This is a genomic window from Burkholderia sp. 9777_1386, from assembly GCF_015712265.1.
GTDB lineage: Bacteria > Pseudomonadota > Gammaproteobacteria > Burkholderiales > Burkholderiaceae > Burkholderia > Burkholderia cenocepacia.
Genome location: NZ_JACCQB010000001.1, coordinates 455887 through 475267 on the forward strand (window position 1 = coordinate 455887; position 19381 = coordinate 475267).

At 69.1% G+C, this 19381-nt stretch carries 17 protein-coding genes; 4 read left to right on the plus strand and 13 right to left on the minus strand.

Annotation, left to right across the window (positions count from 1 at the left end):
* Nucleotides 1-13: 13 nt before the first annotated feature.
* Nucleotides 14-922: an alpha/beta fold hydrolase gene (locus tag H0X91_RS01910; RefSeq protein WP_062911696.1), complete on the plus strand. Its 909-nt coding sequence runs from the start codon at nucleotides 14-16 to the stop codon at nucleotides 920-922.
* 10 nt (nucleotides 923-932) lie between these two features.
* Here H0X91_RS01910 and H0X91_RS01915 read toward each other — a convergent pair whose 3' ends face one another.
* Genes H0X91_RS01915 through H0X91_RS01925 form a run of 3 tightly spaced genes read right to left on the minus strand, consistent with a single transcriptional unit; the run spans nucleotide 933 to nucleotide 3603 of the window.
* The gene (locus H0X91_RS01915) at nucleotides 933-1745 is read right to left on the minus strand and encodes an ABC transporter ATP-binding protein (RefSeq protein WP_058903916.1); all 813 of its coding nucleotides are present in this window, start codon (nucleotides 1743-1745) and stop codon (nucleotides 933-935) included.
* Nucleotides 1742-2599, minus strand: coding sequence for an ABC transporter permease (locus H0X91_RS01920; RefSeq protein ID WP_048985841.1), 858 nt, complete (start codon nucleotides 2597-2599; stop codon nucleotides 1742-1744). Before H0X91_RS01920 ends, H0X91_RS01915 begins: the two co-directional genes overlap by 4 nt.
* A gap of 11 nt (nucleotides 2600-2610) precedes the next feature.
* Nucleotides 2611-3603 (minus strand): aliphatic sulfonate ABC transporter substrate-binding protein, encoded by a 993-nt coding sequence (locus tag H0X91_RS01925; protein ID WP_006483326.1) that lies wholly within the window; start codon nucleotides 3601-3603, stop codon nucleotides 2611-2613.
* A gap of 336 nt (nucleotides 3604-3939) precedes the next feature.
* Here H0X91_RS01925 and H0X91_RS01930 point away from each other — a divergent pair, with 336 nt between their 5' ends.
* Nucleotides 3940-5367, plus strand: coding sequence for an MFS transporter (locus H0X91_RS01930; protein WP_062911694.1), 1428 nt, complete (start codon nucleotides 3940-3942; stop codon nucleotides 5365-5367).
* Between the two features lie 127 nt (nucleotides 5368-5494).
* Here the strand turns inward: H0X91_RS01930 and H0X91_RS01935 are convergent, their stop codons facing one another.
* Together H0X91_RS01935 and H0X91_RS01940 are read right to left on the minus strand one after the other, a co-directional pair.
* Nucleotides 5495-6895, minus strand: coding sequence for an LLM class flavin-dependent oxidoreductase (locus H0X91_RS01935; protein ID WP_006483335.1), 1401 nt, complete (start codon nucleotides 6893-6895; stop codon nucleotides 5495-5497).
* Nucleotides 6892-8163 carry an acyl-CoA dehydrogenase family protein gene (locus H0X91_RS01940; RefSeq protein ID WP_062911693.1) on the minus strand — a complete coding sequence of 424 codons (1272 nt, stop codon included), beginning with the start codon at nucleotides 8161-8163 and terminating at the stop codon, nucleotides 6892-6894. The genes H0X91_RS01935 and H0X91_RS01940 overlap by 4 nt, the downstream gene beginning before the upstream one ends.
* Before the next feature lie 296 nt (nucleotides 8164-8459).
* On the opposite strand from H0X91_RS01940, the gene H0X91_RS01945 reads away from it, so the two are divergent.
* On the plus strand, nucleotides 8460-9698 hold the full coding sequence (locus tag H0X91_RS01945; RefSeq protein ID WP_006483330.1) for an SfnB family sulfur acquisition oxidoreductase: 1239 nt from the start codon (nucleotides 8460-8462) through the stop codon (nucleotides 9696-9698).
* 3 nt (nucleotides 9699-9701) lie between these two features.
* On the opposite strand, the gene H0X91_RS01950 is transcribed toward H0X91_RS01945, so the two are convergent.
* The 8 genes from H0X91_RS01950 to H0X91_RS01985 all read right to left on the minus strand — a co-directional run bounded on the left by H0X91_RS01950 (nucleotide 9702) and on the right by H0X91_RS01985 (nucleotide 17791).
* Nucleotides 9702-10529, minus strand: a complete 828-nt coding sequence (locus H0X91_RS01950; RefSeq protein ID WP_058903921.1) for an ABC transporter permease — start codon at nucleotides 10527-10529, stop codon at nucleotides 9702-9704.
* Nucleotides 10522-11712: an ABC transporter substrate-binding protein gene (locus H0X91_RS01955; protein WP_034203485.1), complete on the minus strand. Its 1191-nt coding sequence runs from the start codon at nucleotides 11710-11712 to the stop codon at nucleotides 10522-10524. Before H0X91_RS01955 ends, H0X91_RS01950 begins: the two co-directional genes overlap by 8 nt.
* 11 nt (nucleotides 11713-11723) lie before the next feature.
* Nucleotides 11724-12518: an ABC transporter ATP-binding protein gene (locus H0X91_RS01960; RefSeq protein WP_006483334.1), complete on the minus strand. Its 795-nt coding sequence runs from the start codon at nucleotides 12516-12518 to the stop codon at nucleotides 11724-11726.
* Entirely contained in the window at nucleotides 12515-13630 is a 1116-nt protein-coding gene (locus H0X91_RS01965; protein ID WP_006492423.1) for an acyl-CoA dehydrogenase family protein, read from the minus strand. The genes H0X91_RS01960 and H0X91_RS01965 overlap by 4 nt, the downstream gene beginning before the upstream one ends.
* Entirely contained in the window at nucleotides 13603-14169 is a 567-nt protein-coding gene (locus tag H0X91_RS01970) for a carboxymuconolactone decarboxylase family protein (protein WP_006489008.1), read from the minus strand. The genes H0X91_RS01965 and H0X91_RS01970 overlap by 28 nt, the downstream gene beginning before the upstream one ends.
* A 124-nt stretch (nucleotides 14170-14293) precedes the next feature.
* Nucleotides 14294-15250, minus strand: a complete 957-nt coding sequence (locus H0X91_RS01975; protein ID WP_058903924.1) for an AraC family transcriptional regulator — start codon at nucleotides 15248-15250, stop codon at nucleotides 14294-14296.
* Between the two features lie 231 nt (nucleotides 15251-15481).
* The gene (locus tag H0X91_RS01980) at nucleotides 15482-16570 is read right to left on the minus strand and encodes an aldose epimerase family protein (RefSeq protein WP_006483285.1); all 1089 of its coding nucleotides are present in this window, start codon (nucleotides 16568-16570) and stop codon (nucleotides 15482-15484) included.
* 27 nt (nucleotides 16571-16597) lie between these two features.
* Nucleotides 16598-17791, minus strand: a complete 1194-nt coding sequence (locus tag H0X91_RS01985; RefSeq protein ID WP_048985823.1) for a XylR family transcriptional regulator — start codon at nucleotides 17789-17791, stop codon at nucleotides 16598-16600.
* A 265-nt stretch (nucleotides 17792-18056) separates the two neighbouring features.
* On the opposite strand from H0X91_RS01985, the gene xylA reads away from it, so the two are divergent.
* On the plus strand, nucleotides 18057-19379 hold the full coding sequence (gene xylA / locus H0X91_RS01990) for a xylose isomerase (RefSeq protein WP_006483287.1): 1323 nt from the start codon (nucleotides 18057-18059) through the stop codon (nucleotides 19377-19379).
* Nucleotides 19380-19381 lie beyond the last annotated feature (2 nt).

Here is a 19381-nt window from a genome sequence, read left to right on the forward strand (position 1 = left end):
GGAGGAAAACACCATGGATACCCGAGTGCTGATGCGCTGGCTGATTGCCGTGATCTGGTGGGCGATGCCGTTCGCGTGGGCGTACGACGCGGCCGCCGCGCCGCTGAGCTATACCGTGACGTCGACGGACGGCGTGAAGCTGGCCGTTCAGGAAAGCGGCGACCCGGACGGCGTTCCGGTCATCCTGATTCACGGCCTGCTCGGCAGCCGCCTGAACTGGGACGCGCAGGTCCAGAGCGCCGAACTGCGCGGCTTCCGGATCATCACGTACGACCTGCGCGGCCACGGGCTGTCGGACAAGCCGTCCGGCGCGCAGCCGTATCGCGACGGAACCCGCTGGGGCGACGATCTCGCGGCGGTCATCGACGGCACGCATGCGCGCAAACCGGTCGTGGTCGGCTGGTCGCTCGGCGGCGTGGTGATCTCGAACTACCTCGCCCAATACGGCGACCGCGTGATCGCGGGCGCGGTGTACGTCGACGGCGTGGTCGAGCTTGCGCCGGGCCAGATCGTCGATCATCCGGACGTGTACCGCGACATGAATGCGGCGGATCTGAAAACGCATCTCGACGGCGAGCGGACTTTCGTCGGTCTGTGCTTCAACCGCCGGCCGGATGCCGCGACGTTCGAGCGCTTGCTCGCCAACGCCGCGATGGCGTCGTGGGACATGCAAAAGGCCATCCCGACGATGTCGGTATTCGCCGCCGCGGGGCTCGGCCACGCGCGCGTGCCGCTGCTGTTCATCTACGGCGGGCGCGACGCGCTGGTCGACACGCAGGCGACGCTGGCCCGCGCGGCCGCACTGAACTCACGCATCGTCAGCAAGGTGTACGCGGCATCCGGTCACGCGCCGTTCATCGAGGAAGCCGGGCGGTTCAATCGCGATCTGGCCGCGTTCGTCCGGTCGGCGTCCGCGCGATGAAGTGGCGACGTCACGCCGGCGTGACCGGGATGCCAGTGGTGTCGCGCGCCTCACGATCGTGAAAGCGCTGGAACGCATCGATGAGCCGCGCGCGCTGCGCGGCCAGCGACGGATCGCGCCGATCGCGCGGCCGTGCGACGTCGACGTGGAGTTCATCGTCGACGCGGCCCGGGTTCGGCGCGAGCACCAGCACGCGATCGCCGAGATACAGCGCCTCGTCGAGATCGTGCGTGACGACGATCGCGGCCATCCGGTGCCGATGGACGACCTCGAGCAGCAGCGTCTGCAAGCGCATCCGCGTGATCGCGTCGACCGCGCTGAACGGCTCGTCGAGCAGCAGCAGATCCGGCTCGCCGAACAGCCCGCGCGCGATCGCGGCTCGCTGCGCCATGCCGCCCGACAGCGTCGCCGGCAGCTGCCGCGCGACGCCGGCCAGGCCGACCTCGTCGAGCAACCGCGCGACGCTCGGATCGCGTCCGCCCCGCGCGCCGGACGCGAAACCGACGTTGTCCGCGATCGACAGCCACGGCAGCAGCCGCGGCTCCTGAAAGATCACGCCGACGCGCGCGGACGGCCCGGCCAGCGCGCTGCCATCGAGCGTCACGCTGCCGCGGAAGTCCGGGTCGAGGCCCGCGACGATCCGCAGCAGCGTGCTCTTGCCGCACCCGCTCGGGCCGACCACGCAGACGATTTCGCCTCGCGCGACCTGCAACGCGATGTCGGCCAGGATCGTGCGATCGCCATACAGCTTGCGGGCGATCCGCAGGTCGAGCAGCGGCGCGGCGATGCCGGCGGCCGGGCGGACGGAAGGGGAGGCGCTCATTTGCCGCCCTGGCGCGCCGCGCCGTCGAACGCATCGCGCCAGCCGAGCCAGCGCGACTCGATGCGACGCATCGCGCCGTCGGTCAGCTTGCCGAGCAACGCGAGCAGCAGGATCGCGCCGAACACGAGATCGGGGCGTCCGGTTTCGCGGCCGTCGCTCAGCAGGAAGCCGAGGCCGCGCGTGGCCGCGATCAACTCCGCGGCGACCATGAACATCCACGCGAGGCTGAGGCCGGTCCGCAGGCCGGTGACGATCTGCGGCAGCGCGGCGGGCAGCAGGATCCGGCGGAACAGCGCGAGCGGGCCGAGCCGGTACACCGCGCCGAGCTCGACGAGCTTGCGGTCGACGTCGCGAATGCCGGCGACCACCGCGAGATGAACGGGAAAGAACGCGCCGATCGCGATCAGCGTGATCTTCGGCGCTTCGTCGATGCCGAGCCACAGCAGCAGCACCGGCACCCACGCAAGCGACGGAATCGCGCGCAACGCCTGGAACGTCGGTTCGAACAGCGCATCGACTCGGCGGCTCAGGCCCATCGCCGCGCCGACGACGAGCGCGAGGCCGGCGCCCGCCGCAAAGCCGGCCGCGACGCGCAGCGTGCTCGCGCCGACGTGACGCGCGACCCGCGTGACGCCCATTCGCGCGAGCGTATCGAGAATCTCGCTCGGCGCCGGCACGAGATGTTCGGGCAGCCAGCCGCGCCGCACCACGACCTCGAGCAGCACGAGCGCGGCGAACGGCAGCGCGAGGCCCGCGATGCGCCACGCGCGCAGCGGGTCACGTCGGGCCGCACGCGGCGGCGAAGCGGGTTGGCGGGACGCGAGCGCGTCGCCGCGCGCGGTGGTGTCCGTCATCGGCGTCACGCTCAGTGCGACGCGGCGACGATCGGGCGCGCGAACGACGGATCGAGCAGCGTATCGACGATCTTCGCCGGATCGACGCCCGGCTTGGTCAATTGCTCGGCCGTCAGCACCGGCGCGGCGGCCTTCAGCGCCGCGCGCTGCGTGTCGCCCGGCACCGGGTCGCTGAAGTCGTTGCGCTGAAGCTGCAGCTTCGCGACCGGTAGCGATACCTTCGATTCGTCGGCGACGATCTGCGCGGTTTCGGCCGGATGCGCGACGATCCACTGGCGCGCACGGTCGTAGACCTTCAGCACGCGCGCGACCGCCTGCGGATACTGGCTGGCGAACGCATCGCGCACGTTCAGGAAGCCGTACGTATTGAATGCGACGTTGCGGTACAGCAGGCGCGCGCCGTCGTCGAGCTGCGCGGCGGCCATGTGCGGATCGAGCCCGGCCCACGCATCGACCTGGCCGTTCGCGAGCGCGGTGCGGCCGTCCGGATGCTGCAAGTTGACGATCTCGACGTCGTCGCGGGTCAGGCCGACCGTGTGCAGCGCGCGCAGCGTGAACAGGAACGGATCGGTGCCGCGCGTCGCGGCGATCTTCTTGCCTTTGAGGTCGGCGAGCGAACGGATCGGCGAATCCTTGCGCACCACCAGCGCCGTCCATTCGGGGCGCGAGAACACGTAGACCGTGTGGATCGGGTTGCCGTTCGCGCGCGCGAGCACCGACGCCAGCCCCGCGGCCGAGCCGAAATCGACCGCGCCGCTGTTCAGGTATTCGAGCGCGCGATTGCTGCCGAGGCTCAGCACCCAGCGAATCGCCGTATGGTCGGCCTTGAATTCGTCGTCGAGCCAGCCGAAGTGGCGGATCACGAGACTCTCGGGCGAGTAGTACGCGTAGTCGACGCGGATTTCGGCGGGCGTCGCCGCCTGCGCGTGTATCGACGCGAGGCCGGCAAGCGCGGCAACGACGACGGCCGCGGATTGCCACACGCGGGACCAGAACGACTTCATCGGGAATTCTCCGGAAGAGCGGCAACGCGCCGCGAAGAGGCAGGGTAGTGGGCTAATGTAACGAAGCGCAGGCGTTCCGTTAACGAAGAAATCCGCGATTGCACATGCACGCTGCTGCTAAGCGCCTCTGCCGCGCAACTTTATGACGCACGCCGATTAATTTATCGGTTTATATCGCTTGGGATTGCCGGATCGAGGGAACAGAATTTCCGTTGCCGGAACCCGATGACGACGGGGCCGCATTCGCCCGGCGCCGCGATGGTCGCGAACACACCTGTCCGGTTTCCGGCTCCACGACGACCTTGCCGTGCATTCGGCACAAAACTAAGGAATCCGATGAGTTCGATCGATCTGAGCCCGCTCGCGCCGGCGTCTTCTCCCATCCGCTCGGCCAGCGACGTCGCGCGCCTGATCAATACGGTGGACAGTTCGGTGAGCCACGCACGCATGATCGTGCTGCTGGCGCTCGGCGGCGTGTTTCTCGATGCGTACGACCTGACGACGCTGTCGTACGGCATCGACGACGTGGCGCGCGAATTCGGCCTGACGCCCGCGCTGACCGGGCTGGTCGGGTCGGCGATCATGATCGGCACGATCTTCGGCAGCCTGGTCGGCGGCTGGCTGACGGACCGGATCGGCCGCTATCAGGTGTTCATGGCCGACATGCTGTTCTTCGTGGTCGCGGCGATCGCGGCCGGGCTCGCGCCGAATGTCTGGGTGCTGATCGCCGCGCGCTTCGTGATGGGGCTCGGCGTCGGCATCGACCTGCCCGTCGCGATGGCGTTCCTCGCCGAATTCTCGAAGTTCAACGGCCGCGGCAACAAGGCGTCGCGGCTCGCTGCGTGGTGCCCGATGTGGTACGTCGCGTCGTCGGTGTGCTTCCTGCTGATCTTCGGCCTGTATTTCCTGCTGCCGGCCGAGCATGCGGGCTGGCTGTGGCGCGCGTCGCTGATCTTCGGCGCGGTGCCGGCGCTCGTCATCATCCTGTTCCGCAACCGCTTCATGAACGAATCGCCGCTGTGGGCCGCGAACCAGGGCGATCTGGCCAATGCCGCGCGGATCCTGCGCGAATCGTACGGCATTCATGCGCACGAAGCGGACGATGCGCGACGCGAGCCGAGCCCGCCGCCGGTGCGGATTCGCGTGCTGTTCCAGCGTCCGTATCTGGGGCGCACGATCGTCGCCAGCGTGATGAACCTGTGCATCCCGTTCGAATACACGGCGATCGCGTTCTTCCTGCCGTCGATCCTGTCGCAATTCCTCGGCGCGGGCGTGTTCGAGACGATCGCGGCGTCGCTCGCATTGAACGTGCTGTTCGCGTTCACAGGCGGCTTGCTCGGCATGCAACTCGCGTATCGCTATCCGTCGCGTCATGTCGCGATCGCGGGGTTTACGCTGCAAACGGTCGCGCTCGTCGCGCTGGCGCTGGCGGGGCATCCGCACGGCGCATTGGCGGTCGGCGTCGTGCTGCTGATGCTCGGCACCTGGCTGTTCGCCGAAGGTTTCGGGCCGGGGGCGCAGATGATGATCTATCCGACGCTGTCGTATCCGGCCACGATCCGCGGCACCGGCGTCGGCTTCGGGCGGTCGCTGTGCGGCATCGGCCAGGCACTCGCGCTGTTCGTGCTGCCGATCCTGCAGGCGCGTCTCGGCACCGACATGTTCTGGGTCGTCGCGATCAGCGCGGTCACGCCGATCGTGTTCCTGCTGATCATTCGCTATGAGCCGACGGCGAACGACGTCGACGACGAAAGCGTGGCGTAACCGTCGACCGGGGGCGCTCGTTGTCCCCCGGCAAATACAAACGGCTTCGTCAGACTGCACGAAACCGTTTGTACTGAAGCCGGCCGCCGCGTGAATGCGGACAGACCGGCTTCGACGTCGCCCAACGCTACGCGCTCACCGCTTCCCGCTCGGCCGCGCGCTTGACCTGTTCGATATCGCGAAACTGCGCGGCCGGATGCTCGTCCGGCAGCCGCGCCGATCCGCCGAAGAGTTTTTCGCGCAGCGTGCCCGGCGCATACGCGGTCGGATACACGCCGCGCCGCTGCAACTCGGGCACGAGATGGCGCACGACGTCCTCGAAGGTTTCATGCGCGACCGCATACGCGAGATTGAAACCGTCCACGTCGGTCGCGGCCACCCATTCCTGCAGGATGTCCGCGACGGTCGACGCCGACCCGACGAACACCGGGCCCATCCCGCCGATGCCGCCCCAGGCCGCCAGCGCCTCGATCGTCCACGCGGTGTCGCCGCCCGACAGGTGCTCGACCGCCGACACGATCGCATTCGTTTCGACGCGCCTGACCGGATCGGTCGGCGCGTACTGGCCGAAGTCGATGCCGGTCCAGCCGGACATGAACACCAGCGAGCCGTCGTACGACACGTAGCGCCGATACTCGTCGAACTTCGCTTGCGCCTTCTCGTCGGTCTCGTCGACGATCACCGTGACGAGGTTGTAGATCAGCACCTTCGCCGGGTCGCGCCCGGCGGCCGCGGCCTGCGCACGTACGTCGGCCACATAGCGCGCAAGCTGGTCGCGGGTCGGCGCGGCGACGAACACGCATTCGGCGTGCTGCGCGGCGAACGCCTTGCCGGGGCCCGACGCGCCAGCCTGGAAGAGTACCGGCGTGCGCTGCGGCGACGGCTCGCACAGGTGATAGCCGGGCACGTCGAAGAAGCGGCCCTTGTGGCCGATCTCATGCACTTTCTCCGGATGCGTGAACACGCGGCCGTCGCGATCGCGCACCACCGCGCCATCTTCCCAGCTGCCTTCGAACAGCTTGTACAGCACTTCGACGTACTCGGCCGCGACCGCGTAGCGGTCGTCGTGCGTGCGCAGCCCGTGATCGCCGACGTTCTTCGCGCCGCTCTCCAGGTACGACGTGACGATGTTCCACGCGAGCCGGCCCTTCGTGTGGTGGTCGGCGGTCGACAGCCGGCGCGCGAACGTGTACGGATGCTCGAACGTCGTTGACGCGGTGATGCCGATGCCGAGATGCTCGGTCGCCATTGCGATCGGCGCGGCGAGCTGCAGCGGATCGTTGACCGGAATCTGCGCGGCCTGGTGCAGCGCGTGATAGTTGCTGCCCTTGTACACGTCGTAGTAGCCGATCACGTCCGCGATGAAGATCGCGTCGAAGATCCCGCGTTCGAGCACGCGGGCGAGGTCGGTCCAGTAGTCGAGATCCTTGTACTGCCACGAGCGGTCGCGCGGATGCGCCCACAGGCCGGGCGACTGGTGGCCCACGCAGTTCATCTCGAACGCATTGAAGCGGATGGTCTTGCTCATTGCGCGGCCCCCGTTTCCGCGCCGGCGCCCGCATGGGCGTCCGCACCGTTGCCGACGCGCCACACGAACGGCGGCGTGCGGCCGTTGATGATCCAGTCGCCGACGATGCGCGCCTTGTAGACGAGCGGATTGTGCGACGACACCGTGCGCGCGTTGCGCCAGTGGCGATCGAGCGCGGTCGTGCTGCGGGTCGCCGATGCGCCGAGCGCGTCGAACAGGCGCGTCGCCGCGCGCAGCACGAGTTCGGACACGACGAGCTGGCTCTGCGCGGATTCGATTTCGGCCGCGACGTTCGCGGCCTGCTCGGCCGCTTCGTCGCCGCCGAAGCGCGCTTCGTACGCGTGCTGAAGCGGCTGCGCGGCGCGCAGCGCGAGCGCATCGGCCGCGTAGGCCCATGACGCGATCTCGCCGATCACCTGCTGCAGCTGCGCGTCGTCACCCGCGCGCGGCGCATTGCCGTGGCTGTACACCCGTGTGCGGTTGCGCACGAGTTCGCCCGCGTCGCGCACGATCGCATGGCCGATGCCGGCGAGCGTCGCGACGTGGAACAGCTGGTAGAACGCGGTCTGGTACTTGAAGCGGCGCGCGAAATCGATCACGTTGTCCGCATCGACCGCCGCGTCCTCGAAACGCGTCGTACCGCTGCCGGTGGTCGTCTGGCCGAAACCGTCCCAGTCGTCCTCGCGGATCACGCCCGGCTGCGCGGTCGCGACGGCGACGATCACGTCGCTGCCGTTGTGCGCGCGCTGCGCGAACACGTCGATCCAGTCGGCGAACAGGCTGCCGGTGCTGTAGAACTTGCGGCCGTTCAGCACGAGCCGGCCGTTTTGCTCCGATACCTTCGTGACGGTCTGGCCGAGCGGCACGTCGCCGGCTTCCGACCATGCATTGCCGACCAGCTGGCCGCTCGCGAAGCGGTCGAACCAGGTCGTGCGTTGCGGGCCGTCCGGTGCGTTCAGCCAGTCCTCGACGAACGCGAAATGTCCGCGCAACGCCTGCGGCAAATTGGAATCGGCGGCGGCCAGCTCGGTCAGCAGCCGGAACAACTGCGGCAGCGACGCGCCGGCGCCGCCCGCGCTCGCCGGCAGCCGTATCGCGCCGAAGCCCGCCGATTTCAGCCAGCCGATCGCCTCGTGCGGCAGTTCGCGGCGGCGTTCGCGTTCGGCGGTGCCGGCGGCGATACGCTCGAAGATCGGCCGGAACCGGCTCGCGAGCGCATCGTAATCGGTACCAGTGGAAAGGTCGGGGGCTGCGTGCGACGAAGTCATGCGGGTTTCCTCGAAGGGCGTGCGCCGGGAGCCCAGTATAGGAAGCGCGAAGCGGGCGTTCCAATAACGGATTCTCGGATCGTTATCGTCGCTGCGTATTACCGCGACTGCGACCGCAACCACGCGGGGACGCATCGACGTTCATGCATCCGTTGCGACGTCAAAACGCCGTTCCACCTGCGTCAGGCGCGACGTCGTTTGTTCTCCCAAGGAATATCGTTCCGAGAATCGCTCGGTTTTCCGGCCCGCGCGGCGCTGCTAGATTGAATGCTTTCGCCATTCGACAGGAGAGCCCGATGTCAGACACGAGCGCGACGATTCAGGAGCGGCCGGCCGATGCACACCCGCAGGTGGCCCGCGTGATCGCCGACGACGCGCAAGCGATCGCGGCCGCGCATGCGCTGGCGCAACGCCTCGCGCAAGGCGCCGCCGAGCGCGATCGCGACCGCCGCCTGCCGCGCGAGGAAATCGAATGGTTCTCGCAGTCGGGGCTGTGGGCGATCACGGTGCCGAAGGCATACGGCGGCGCAGGCGTCTCGCACGTGACGCTCACCGAGGTGATCAAGATCGTCGCCGCGGCCGATGCGTCGCTCGGGCAGCTTCCGCAGAATCATTTCGGGTTGATCGACGTGATCACGCTCGTCGGCACCGACGCGCAGAAGCGGCATTTCTTCGCCGAAGTGCTGAGCGGCAAGCGGTTCGGCAACGGGTTCTCGGAGAAGGGCACGAAGCACGTGCTCGACCTGAAGACGCGCGTGCGCCGCGACGGCGACGACTACGTCGTCGACGGCACGAAGTTCTACTCGACCGGCGCGCTGTTCGCGCATTACGTGCCGGTGCTCGGGCTCGACGACGCGCAGCAGGCCTGGCTCGCGTACGTGCCGCAACCGACGCCCGGGCTGACCGTGATCGACGACTGGTCGGGCTTCGGCCAGCGCACGACCGCGAGCGGCACGGTCGTGCTCGACGCGGTGCGCATCCCGGCGTCGCACGTGCTGCCCGCGCAGCGCGTGTCGGACGTGCCGACGCTCAACGGCCCGCTGTCGCAGATCATCCAGGCGGCAATCGACGCCGGCATCGCGAAGGCGGCGATCGACGATACGCTCGCGTTCGTGCGAACCCGCACGCGGCCGTGGGTCGACAGCGGCGTCGAGCGGGCCACGGACGATCCGCTGACGATTCGTGAAATCGGCCGGCTGCACATCCAGCTGCATGCGGCCGACGCGTTGCTCGAACGCGCGGCGCGCACGCTCGACGAGATCGCGGCCAAGGGCGACGTGACCGAGGACGACGTCGCGCGGGCGTCGGTGGCGGTCGGCGAAGCGAAGGTGCTGACGACCGAGGTCGCGCTGCTCGCGGGCGAGAAGCTGTTCGAGCTGGCCGGCACGCAAGCGACGCTCGCCGAGCACAACCTCGACCGCCATTGGCGCAATGCGCGCACGCATACGCTGCACGACCCGGTGCGCTGGAAATATCACCTCGTCGGCAACTACTACCTGAACGGCGCGCGCCCGGCGCGCCATGCGTGGAATTGAACGTCAGCGCCCGGACGCCAGCAGCGCGCGGGTCAACCCCCGCGCGATGCCGTCGAGCGCGAAACCCAGCGCGCCGATGACGACGATCACCGCGGTCAGTTCCGCATACGCGAGCCGGTCGCGCGTATCGAGGATCAGGTAGCCGAGGCCCGCGTTGACGCCGAGCATCTCGGCCGGCACCAGCACGATCCACAGGATGCCGATCGCGAGCCGGATGCCGTTGAGCAGCGGCCCCGCGATCGCGGGCAGCACGATATGGACCAGCAGCTCGCTGCGGGTGGCCGCGAGGCTTGCGCCGAGCTGCAGCCAGCGCCGGTCGATCTGCTTGACGCCGGCCGCCGTGCTCATCAGCACCGGCCACAACGCGGCGAACCCGAGCAGGAAGTAGATCGCGCGGTCGCCGATGCCGAACGACATGACCGCAAGCGGCATCCACGACAACGGCGACACCATGCGCAGGAACTGGAACGTCGGCGACAGCATCCGCTCGACCCATGGCACGCGGCCGAGCAACAAGCCGAGCGGGACGCCGGCCAGCAGCGCCGCGCCGAGCCCGACGCCGATGCGTCGCAGGCTGACGAGCGCGTGTTCGAGCAGATGATCGTCCGCGCAGAGCGAGCGCAGGCTGGCGAACGCGCTGTCCGGCGCGAACTGCCGGCCGAGCGAGCCAGGCTCGGTCAACGCATGGATCGCGGCCCACCAGACCACGACCGTCGCCACGAGCCCGGCCACGCCGAGCCAGCCCGCGGCCGCAGGTGCCCGGGAACGGCCGCCGCCGGTCCGGCGCGTGCCGGGTGCGGACGAGCGGCGGGTAGCAAGCGCATCAGACAACGACGATCTCCTCGCGGCGGAACCCGCCCGATTGACCGAACGCGGTCAGCCCGCCGACCGCGTCGATGCTCTTGCGCACGAACCGGTCGTCGACCAGGTCGCGGGCCGCGAACGCCGGATCGAGCGACGCGAGGAATGCGCTGTCGCCGTCGACCACCGTCCGCTTCAGCCGCTGCACCAGCGCCTCGGTATAGCTCGGGAACGGATACGGCTGGAAGTCGATCCGCTTCGCGTGCCAGTCGGCGTGGCGGATCGCGCCGCTCGCGCGATAGGTGTCGGCCAGCGACGCCGACGGCACCAGCACGCGGTCCAGCGACGCGAGCGTGTGCGGCGAATAGCGGTGCGTGCCGTCCTTCGACAGCAGTTGCGCGGTTTCCTGCGGATGCGAGCGCGCCCACAGCTGCGCCTTCACGATCGCGTTGACGACCTTTTGCGACCACGCGGGGCGCTGCGTCAGATCCTGCTCGTGCATGAACACGACGCAGCACGCATGGTTCTTCCACACATCGCCGGTGAAACGCAGGATCTTGCCGATCTTCATCAATTCCGCGGTCGCGTTGAACGGCTCCGCGACGATATATCCGGCGATCTGGCGCGCGGCGAGCGCGGGCAGCATGTCCGACGGCGCCATGACGACGAGGTTGACCTCGTTCGCCGCGGGCGTGCCGCGCCGCTTGAGCACGGGGACGAGCCCCTGCCCGCGCAGCATGTCCTGCAGCACGACGTTGTGAATCGAGTACCAGAACGGAACCGCGACGGTCTTGCCGCCGAGATCGCGCAGCGAGTCGATGTCGGGCGCGACCGTCAGCCCGGAGCCGTTCACGTGGTTCCATGCGACCACCTTCGCCGGCGCGCGGCTGCCGTAGCGCGCCCACAGCGTCATCGGCGACAGCAGGTGCACGACGTTGACCTGGCCGGACAGGAACGCCTCGACGAGTTGCGCCCAGCTGCGCAGCAGCTTCGGCTGCTCGACCGTCAGCCCTTCGGACGCGAAATAGCCGTTGTTGTGGGCGACCAGCAGCGGGGCCGCGTCGGTGATCGGCAGATAGCCGATGCGAACCGGCGCATCCGGCTCGGCCGCGGCGTGCGCGTTGGCCATCGACAGCAACGGGGCGGCGCCCGTCGCGGTGAACAGGGCCGCGAGCTTCAGCCATTCGCGGCGCGACATCGGAATCTGGCACATGGATAGGGAGGTCAGTTCAAGGGATGGGGTTCGGACGCGTGCGGGCGCTTCATGCCGGCCTGCAACGCCTTCAGGATGTCGATGCGCATCGTGCCGAGTTCGCTGACGAACGCGTCGCGCGGATGCGGGTAATCGACCTGCCACGCGTCGATGAAGCGGCCTTGCGTGCCGAGCAGCACGATGCGATCGGCCACCAGCAGCGCCTCGTCGATGTCGTGGGTCACGAGCACCGTCGCGCAGCGCGTCGTCGACACGATGTTCACCAGCAGCCGCTGCATCGCCGCGCGCGTGACTTCGTCGAGCGCCGAGAACGGTTCGTCGAGCAGCAGCGCGTGCGGCCGACGCGCCAGTGCGCGCGCCAGCGCCGCACGCTGCGCCATCCCGCCGGAAAGCTGGGCCGGGCGCAGCGACGCGGCGGCGTCGAGCCCGACCGCGCGCAGCGCCGAGCGGACGCGTTCGCGTTGCTGATCGCGCGTGAGGCGCTCCTGATGCGCGAAGGCAAGCCCGAACGCGACGTTCCGTTCGGTCGACAGCCACGGCAGCAGGCACGGGTCCTGGAACGCGATCGCGATCCTCGGGTGCGGGCCCTGCAGCAGCGCGCCGTCGACGGATACGGTGCCGGATTGCGGCCGCTCGAGCCCGGCCAGTGCGCGCAGCAGGCTCGACTTGCCGGTCCCGCTCGGGCCGATCAACGCGACGATTTCGCCGCGCCCGACCGACAGCGACACGTCGGCAAGCACGGTCGTGCGCGGCTCGTCGCCGTAGCCGAGCGTCAGGTGACGGGCGTCCAGCAGCGGGGGCGTCATGCGGCGATGCTCCGCGCCTGCGCGGCGAGTTGCGCCTTCAACTGCACCACGCTCGGCGTGACGATCGGAATGAACGCCGCTTCGCGCCAGCGTCGCTCGAAGCCGAGCCCCGCATCGCGCAGATAGCCGCGCCCGCCGCTCGCCTCGAGTTCGAGGTTCACGGCGGTGGCCACTAGCGTCGCGAGCGCGATACGCAGCTCGAACAGGCGGTTCGGATGCAGGCGCAGGCTGCCGTCGGCGATGCCGGCCGACAACTGCGCGCACGCGGCGGCCAGTTCGGCCGCGCACGATTCGACTTCGGGGCCGAGAATGCCGCGCGTCGTCTCCGCCGCGCGCCGCGCTTCGGCCAGCGAGCGCCGCGCGAGCCCGATCGACAGCCCGCACTGCAAGCCGAGGAATGCCGGTCGTACCGCGGGCAGGAAGGTTTGCGCATCCGGATGGATCAGCCAGGCGGCGTCGCTCGGCACGGCGTCGAGATGCAGCGCGGCGGTGTTGCTGCCGCGCAGCGCGATCAGGTCGAGATCCGTGCTGCGGGCCAGGCCGCGCGCGTCATCCGGAATCGCGACGATCGCGGACGGCCGCCCATCGTCGAACGCGACGGCTGCCGCCACCACGAACCGTTCGGCGCGCAGGTTCGTCACCCACGCCATCCTGCCCGTCAGCCGCCAGTCGTCGGCGCTGTCCGCGTGCCGCGTCGCGTCGATCTGAAGCGACTCGATGCCGCACAGATACTTCATCGCGTTCGACAGCCCGCTGGCGCCGGCGCAACGGCCGTCGAGCAGCGCCGGCAGCCAGCGCGCGCGCAGTGCGGCGTTCGGGCTTTGCAACAGGTACTCGATGAAGCTGCGCTGGCCCCACAGCACGAATGCCGCGGTCAGCGAATGCTCTGCCACCGCGGCGATGCCGGCAATGGCGTCCGCGGTGGTGCCGCCGGCGCCGCCGAGGCCCGCCGGCACGCCGATCCGGAACAGTCCGGCCGCCGCGAGGCGCGGCACGACTTCCGCTTTCAGCGCGGCGCGCGTGTCGAGCGACGTGGCGTTCGCGTCGAGCCAGTCGACCAGCGACGCGTCGAGTTCGGGCGCCGTCAGGCGGCCTGTGTCCGGGGTTCCCATCGGTATGCCGCCAGTTCGGGGTTGAGTTCGTTGCGCGACAGGTTGTTCGCGAAGTTGCACAGCGTCGCGAGGCTCACGCCCAGCACCACTTCGAGCGCGTTCGCCTCGGTGAAGCCGGCGGCCAGGAACGCGTCGAGCGCGTCGTCGGGCACGCCGCCGCGCGTCGCGATCACGGCGCGCGTGAATGCGGCGACGGCGTCGAGCCGCGGATCGGCGACCGGTTCGCCGTCGCGCAATGCATCGACGTCGGCGTGGTCGACGTGGGCCTTTTTCAGCGCCGCCGCGGTGTGTCCGGCCACGCAGAACGCACAGCCGTGGACGGCGGCCGCGGTGATCTGCACGGCTTCGCGCTCGGCGAACGTGAGGCCCGCGCGGCTGTTGATCTCCGCGACGGTCAGATAGGTTTCGAGTGCGACCGGCGCGTTCGCGAGCGAGCGCACGAGGTTCGGCAGGAAACCGTTCGCGCGCTGCGACTTTTCCAGGAATGGCTGGCTGGGCGCGGGGGCGGTTTCGATGGTGGGCAAGGGCAGGCGGCTCACAGGATTCTCCGGAGGGGCAGTGAGATCATTGTCGAGGCGGCGCCCCCGCCGGACAATGCGCGAACATCCGCGATTCCTGTGCGTTCGTCCCGCGCCGCGCGTTCCGCCGTCGCGCCGTCTCCGGCTAGTGCAGGCGCGCCGCCGATGGCGACGCAGGGCCGCCGCGCCGCCATGCGCCGGGCTGCATGCCCATCGTGCGCTTGAACGCATGCGCGAACGCCGATTCCGACTGATAGCCGACCAGTTCACCCGCACGCGAAATCGGCAGGCCTTGCTGCAACAGGTCCGCCGCGAGTCGCATCCGCACCATCGTGACGAACTGCATCGGCGGATGGCCGGACGCTTCGCTGAAGTGCTTGCAGAACGCGGTGCGCGACATGTTCGCGAATGCGGCCATCGAGTCGGTGGTCCACGCGTCGGCGGGCGCATCGATGATCGCGGCGACGAGCGTGGCGAAACCGGTCCGCTGCATCAGCGACGCGAGGCCGCTCGCCACGGTATCGTGCCCCGCGGCATCCCGCACCGCATAGAACAGCAGCAGTTCGACCAGCTTGTCGATCAGCGGGGAGGGGGCGTCGACGCCATGGCGGCCTTCAGCGCGAATCAGGTCGAACAGCCCGTGGATACCGCGATAGGCGTCGTCGCCGCGCCGCACGATCAGGTACTCGGGAAAGAGCGACACGATCGCGCGCGACACGGTGGAGCGGAATTCGATGAAGCCGCAGGCGAGCCCGACGCTGCCGTCGACCGACGGGTCGAGCGGTTGCATCGACCCGCGTCGCTCGAGCGGGCGGCCGCCCGCGACCGCGCAGGCCTGCGGGTCGACCGGGCTCGGCGACAAGCCGTGCGGCACGTCGCGCAGCAGAAAGACGGCTTCACCGGCGGTGACCGGGATGCTGTCGCGCCCGTCGGCGAAATGCAGCCACGCCGATCCGTGCAGGATCACGTGGAAGCTCGCTTTCGCACGGCCGGCGGTGGACGCCTGCCAGTCGCCGCAATACTGGCCGACATGAAAAAGCTGGCTTCTCGGCTCCAGGCTGGACAGCAGCCAATGGACGACCTTGTCTGTTTGCGCGGACATTCCGATGCTGGAGGATGGGTGACGCGCCCATGCTACGGGCTGCGCCGCGCCGCTCAAACCAACGAATCGTAGAAAGCATTTTCCTGTTTCAGCGATCGTCTCGCTGCCCCGGCTGCGCGCGTGACGGCGTGAATCCGCAGGGGGAAAGCCGACGCGAGCAAGCGGGGCGGCGTGGCGAAGCGTCGGCATTCGCGCCGGTTCCCGCCAAGCGACGCTGCCGCCCGCCCCGCGCTACGCGTGAACGCCGACCCGATACCGCGTGGTCTGTCGATAGACGGTGCCCGGACGAACGATCACGTCGTCGCGCAGGCCGTCCATGTTGACCTGGTCCGGAAAGCCGCCGGCCTCGACGCACAGCGCCGCGTGGCGTGCGCACCGCGTGCCGCCGCTCACGCGCACGCCGTCGAGATAGTTGCCCGTATAGAGCTGCAGGCCGCGCTGATCGGTCGACACGATCAACTCGCGGCCGCTTTCCGGATCGTAGACGCGTGCGACGGGCCGGACTTCGCGCGCGCCGTTGCCGACGACGAAGCAATGATCGAAGCCGCGCGCCCGCGCGAGTTGCGCATGCGGCCAGTCGAGGCGCGCGCCGAGCGGCGCGCTGTGCCGGAAATCGAACGCCGTGCCCGTCACGTCGGCCGTGCCGGTCGGGATCAGCGCGTCGTCCACTTCGAGGAACGCGTCGGCGTCGATGTGCAGCAGATGGCCGCGCACGTCGCTGCCCGCGCGTCCGTTCAGGTTGAAGTAGCTGTGATTCGTCAGGTTCAGCGGCGTCGGCGCATCGGTCCACCCCGCATAGTCGATCGTCAGCGTGCCGTCGTCGTCGAGCGTGTAGCGCACCTGGACGCTCACGTTGCCGGGGAATCCCGCATCGCCTTCCGGCGAATCGAGCCGCAGCGTCAGGCCGCCGCCGTCATCGATCACGTCCCACCGCGCGCGATGAAACCCGTTCGCGCCGCCGTGCAGCAGGTTGCCGTTCTCGTTGCGGTCGAGCAGGTAGTCGACGCCGTCGAGCGTGAAGCGGGCGCCGGCGATCCGGTTTGCCCATCGGCCGATCGTCGCGCCGAGGTAGACGCCGGATTCGAGGTACTCGGCCGGCGTGTCGTGCGCGAGCACGATATCGGCGAAGCGTCCCGTGCGATCGGGCGCGAGCCACGACACGACGGTCGCGCCGAGGTCGCTGACGACGACACGCATCCCGTGCGCGTTGCGCAGCGTATAGCGCCGCACCGGCTCGCCGTCGGGCAACGTGCCCCACGGCTCGGCGTGCACGCGTGCGACGCCGCGTGTCAGGTAGGAGGAATCGGTATCGATATGCATGAGTGGAGGTCGGATGGGCGGCGGGCGTCAGGGCGTGGCGGCCGCGCGTTCCTGATATTCGCGCGGCGTGCAGCCGAGTTCGCGCCTGAACACCGCATACATGTACTGAAGCGACGTGAACCCGCAACGGATCGCGACTTCGGCGCTGCTGGCCTGCCGGCCGGCAAGCAGCGCCTGCGCGGCTTCGAGCTTGTGGCGCAGGATCTCCTGGTGCACGGTGCGCTGCAGTTCGCGCCGGAAGTGCTCCTCGAGCAGCGAGCGCGACACGCCGACATAGTCGGCGACCTGTTCGGTCTTGATCCCCTGGCACGCGTACTGGCGGATGAAATGCCGCGCACGCATCACGTGCGGGCTCGCCAGCGGCTGGTGGCGCGTCGATTCGAGCACGTTGATGCCGACCGGCGGCACGAGAATGCGCTGCCCGGGAAAGCGCGCGCCGCGCAGCATCCGATGCAGCAGGTGCGCGGCGGTGCGGCCCATTTCCTCGGTGCCCTGGATCACCGACGACAGCGGAATGCGCGTCAGCGTGCGCGTGAGCGGATCGTTGTCGATGCCGATGATCGCGACCTGTTCCGGCACCGCGAGGCCGGCGATCAGGCACGCCTGCAGCAGGTGCCGCGCGCGCGCATCGGTCACCGCGATCACGCCGACGGGCTTCGGCAGCGCATGCAGCCAGTCGATCAGTTGCTCGATCGCGTGATTCCAGCCCGACGCGCTGGTCGACAGCCCGCGGTAGATCGGCGCGTCGAGCCCGTCCGCGCGCGCGAGCCGGTCGAACGCCAGCTCGCGCTGCTGCGCCCAGCGGTTCTCCTGCGCGACCGGCAGGCTGTACATCGCGAAATGCGCGAGCCCGGCGCCGATCAGGTGCGTGTACGCGAGCGACACGAGCTTCGGGTTGTCCGTCGCAATATATGGGACGCCGTCCGGGTACTGCGTCGGGTCCTCGTACGACGATCCGATCGCGACGATCGGCAGCGGCGAGCCGGCGAGCGCGTCGGCCACGGCCGGGTCGTCGAAGTCGGCGATGATGCCGTCGCCGTCGAAGCGCTCGATCCCGGTGAGCCGGCAGCGGAAGTCGTCTTCGAGGAACAGGTCCCACACGACGCGCGTCGTGTGCAGGTACTGGCCGATGCCGCTGATGATCTCGCGGTCGTAGACCTTGTTCGCGTTGAACAGCAGCGCGATGCGGTGCGGTGTCTGGGCGGAAGGGGCGCGTGTCATCTCGGTGTCGGGTGAGCGCGTCGGGGGCGCCGTGCCGTTGTCTCCGGGGCGCGCTCGCGGAGGCGGCGCGCGGTGGTCTGATGACGGCGATTGTAGGACGGAATGCGTACCGTACGAGCGCCGCTGGCAAGAAACATCAAGCGGGCTGCGCAATTTCGCAATTGCCGGCCGGCAGGCGCGCGGGCACGATCCAGCCAACCGAATTCGGCCGCGCGCGTCGCCGCGACGCGCGTTGCACTGCAACAAGAACCCGCACGGAGACGCCATGTCGTATTTCGAACATATTCCCGCGATTCGCTACGAAGGCCCGCAGTCGGACAACCCGCTCGCGTATCACCATTACGACCCCGACAAGCGCGTGCTGGGCAAGACGCTCGCCGAGCATCTGCGGATCGCGGTCTGCTACTGGCACACGTTCGTGTGGCCCGGTCACGACATCTTCGGGCAGGCCGCGTTCCGGCGGCCGTGGCAGCAGCCGGGCGATGCGCTCGAGCGGGCGCGGATGAAGGCGGATGCGGCGTTCGAATTCTTCACGAAGCTCGGTACGCCGTTCTATACGTTCCACGACACCGACGTCGCGCCGGAAGGCGACAGCCTGCGCGAATACGCGGCCAACTTCGCGCGGATGGTCGACTATCTCGGCGAGCGCCAGCAGGCAAGCGGCGTGCGGCTGCTGTGGGGCACCGCGAACCTGTTCTCGCATCCGCGCTTCGCGGCCGGCGCCGCGACGAACCCGAACCCCGACGTGTTCGCGTGGGCCGCGACCCAGGTATGCCATGCACTCGACGCGACCCATCGCCTCGGCGGCGAAAACTACGTGCTGTGGGGCGGGCGGGAAGGATACGAGACGCTGCTCAATACCGACCTGAAGCGCGAGCGCGACCAGTTCGCCCGCTTCCTGTCGATGGTCGTCGAGCACAAGCACCGGATCGGCTTCAAGGGCGCGCTGCTGATCGAGCCGAAGCCGCAGGAGCCGACCAAGCACCAGTACGACTACGACGTCGCGACCGTGCACGGCTTTCTCGTGCAGTACGGACTGCAGAACGAGATTCGCGTGAACATCGAGGCGAACCACGCGACGCTCGCCGGTCACTCGTTCCATCACGAGATCGCGAACGCGTTCGCGCTCGGCGTGTTCGGCAGCGTCGACGCGAACCGCGGCGACCCGCAGAACGGCTGGGACACCGACCAGTTCCCGAACAGCGTCGAGGAACTGACGCTCGCGTTCTACGAGATCCTGCGTCACGGCGGTTTCACGACCGGCGGGATGAACTTCGACGCGAAGGTGCGCCGCCAGAGCATCGATCCGGAAGACCTGTTCTACGGCCACGTCGGCGCGATCGACGTGCTCGCGCTCGCGCTCGAACGCGCGGCGGTGCTGGTCGAGAACGACCGGCTCGATGCGTTGCGCCGGCAGCGCTATGCGCAATGGGACGACGCGTTCGGCCGCAAGATCCTGGCGGGCGGCTATACGCTGGAGTCGCTCGCGGCCGACGCGCTCGCGCGCGGCGTGGACCCGCAACATGCGAGCGGCGCGCAGGAGCGGCTCGAGAACATCGTGAACCAGGCGATCTACGGGTTGCGCTGACG

Bases quoted from the DNA above. Each gene is read 5' to 3' on its own strand.
- H0X91_RS01910 (WP_062911696.1), top strand. From the start codon at position 14: ATGGATACCCGAGTGCTGATGCGCTGGCTGATTGCCGTGATCTGGTGG.
- H0X91_RS01915 (WP_058903916.1), bottom strand. From the start codon at position 1,745: ATGAGCGCCTCCCCTTCCGTCCGCCCGGCCGCCGGCATCGCCGCGCCG.
- H0X91_RS01920 (WP_048985841.1), bottom strand. From the start codon at position 2,599: ATGACGGACACCACCGCGCGCGGCGACGCGCTCGCGTCCCGCCAACCC.
- H0X91_RS01925 (WP_006483326.1), bottom strand. From the start codon at position 3,603: ATGAAGTCGTTCTGGTCCCGCGTGTGGCAATCCGCGGCCGTCGTCGTT.
- H0X91_RS01930 (WP_062911694.1), top strand. From the start codon at position 3,940: ATGAGTTCGATCGATCTGAGCCCGCTCGCGCCGGCGTCTTCTCCCATC.
- H0X91_RS01935 (WP_006483335.1), bottom strand. From the start codon at position 6,895: ATGAGCAAGACCATCCGCTTCAATGCGTTCGAGATGAACTGCGTGGGC.
- H0X91_RS01940 (WP_062911693.1), bottom strand. From the start codon at position 8,163: ATGACTTCGTCGCACGCAGCCCCCGACCTTTCCACTGGTACCGATTAC.
- H0X91_RS01945 (WP_006483330.1), top strand. From the start codon at position 8,460: ATGTCAGACACGAGCGCGACGATTCAGGAGCGGCCGGCCGATGCACAC.
- H0X91_RS01955 (WP_034203485.1), bottom strand. From the start codon at position 11,712: ATGTGCCAGATTCCGATGTCGCGCCGCGAATGGCTGAAGCTCGCGGCC.
- H0X91_RS01960 (WP_006483334.1), bottom strand. From the start codon at position 12,518: ATGACGCCCCCGCTGCTGGACGCCCGTCACCTGACGCTCGGCTACGGC.
- H0X91_RS01965 (WP_006492423.1), bottom strand. From the start codon at position 13,630: ATGGGAACCCCGGACACAGGCCGCCTGACGGCGCCCGAACTCGACGCG.
- H0X91_RS01975 (WP_058903924.1), bottom strand. From the start codon at position 15,250: ATGTCCGCGCAAACAGACAAGGTCGTCCATTGGCTGCTGTCCAGCCTG.
- H0X91_RS01980 (WP_006483285.1), bottom strand. From the start codon at position 16,570: ATGCATATCGATACCGATTCCTCCTACCTGACACGCGGCGTCGCACGC.
- H0X91_RS01985 (WP_048985823.1), bottom strand. From the start codon at position 17,791: ATGACACGCGCCCCTTCCGCCCAGACACCGCACCGCATCGCGCTGCTG.
- xylA (WP_006483287.1), top strand. From the start codon at position 18,057: ATGTCGTATTTCGAACATATTCCCGCGATTCGCTACGAAGGCCCGCAG.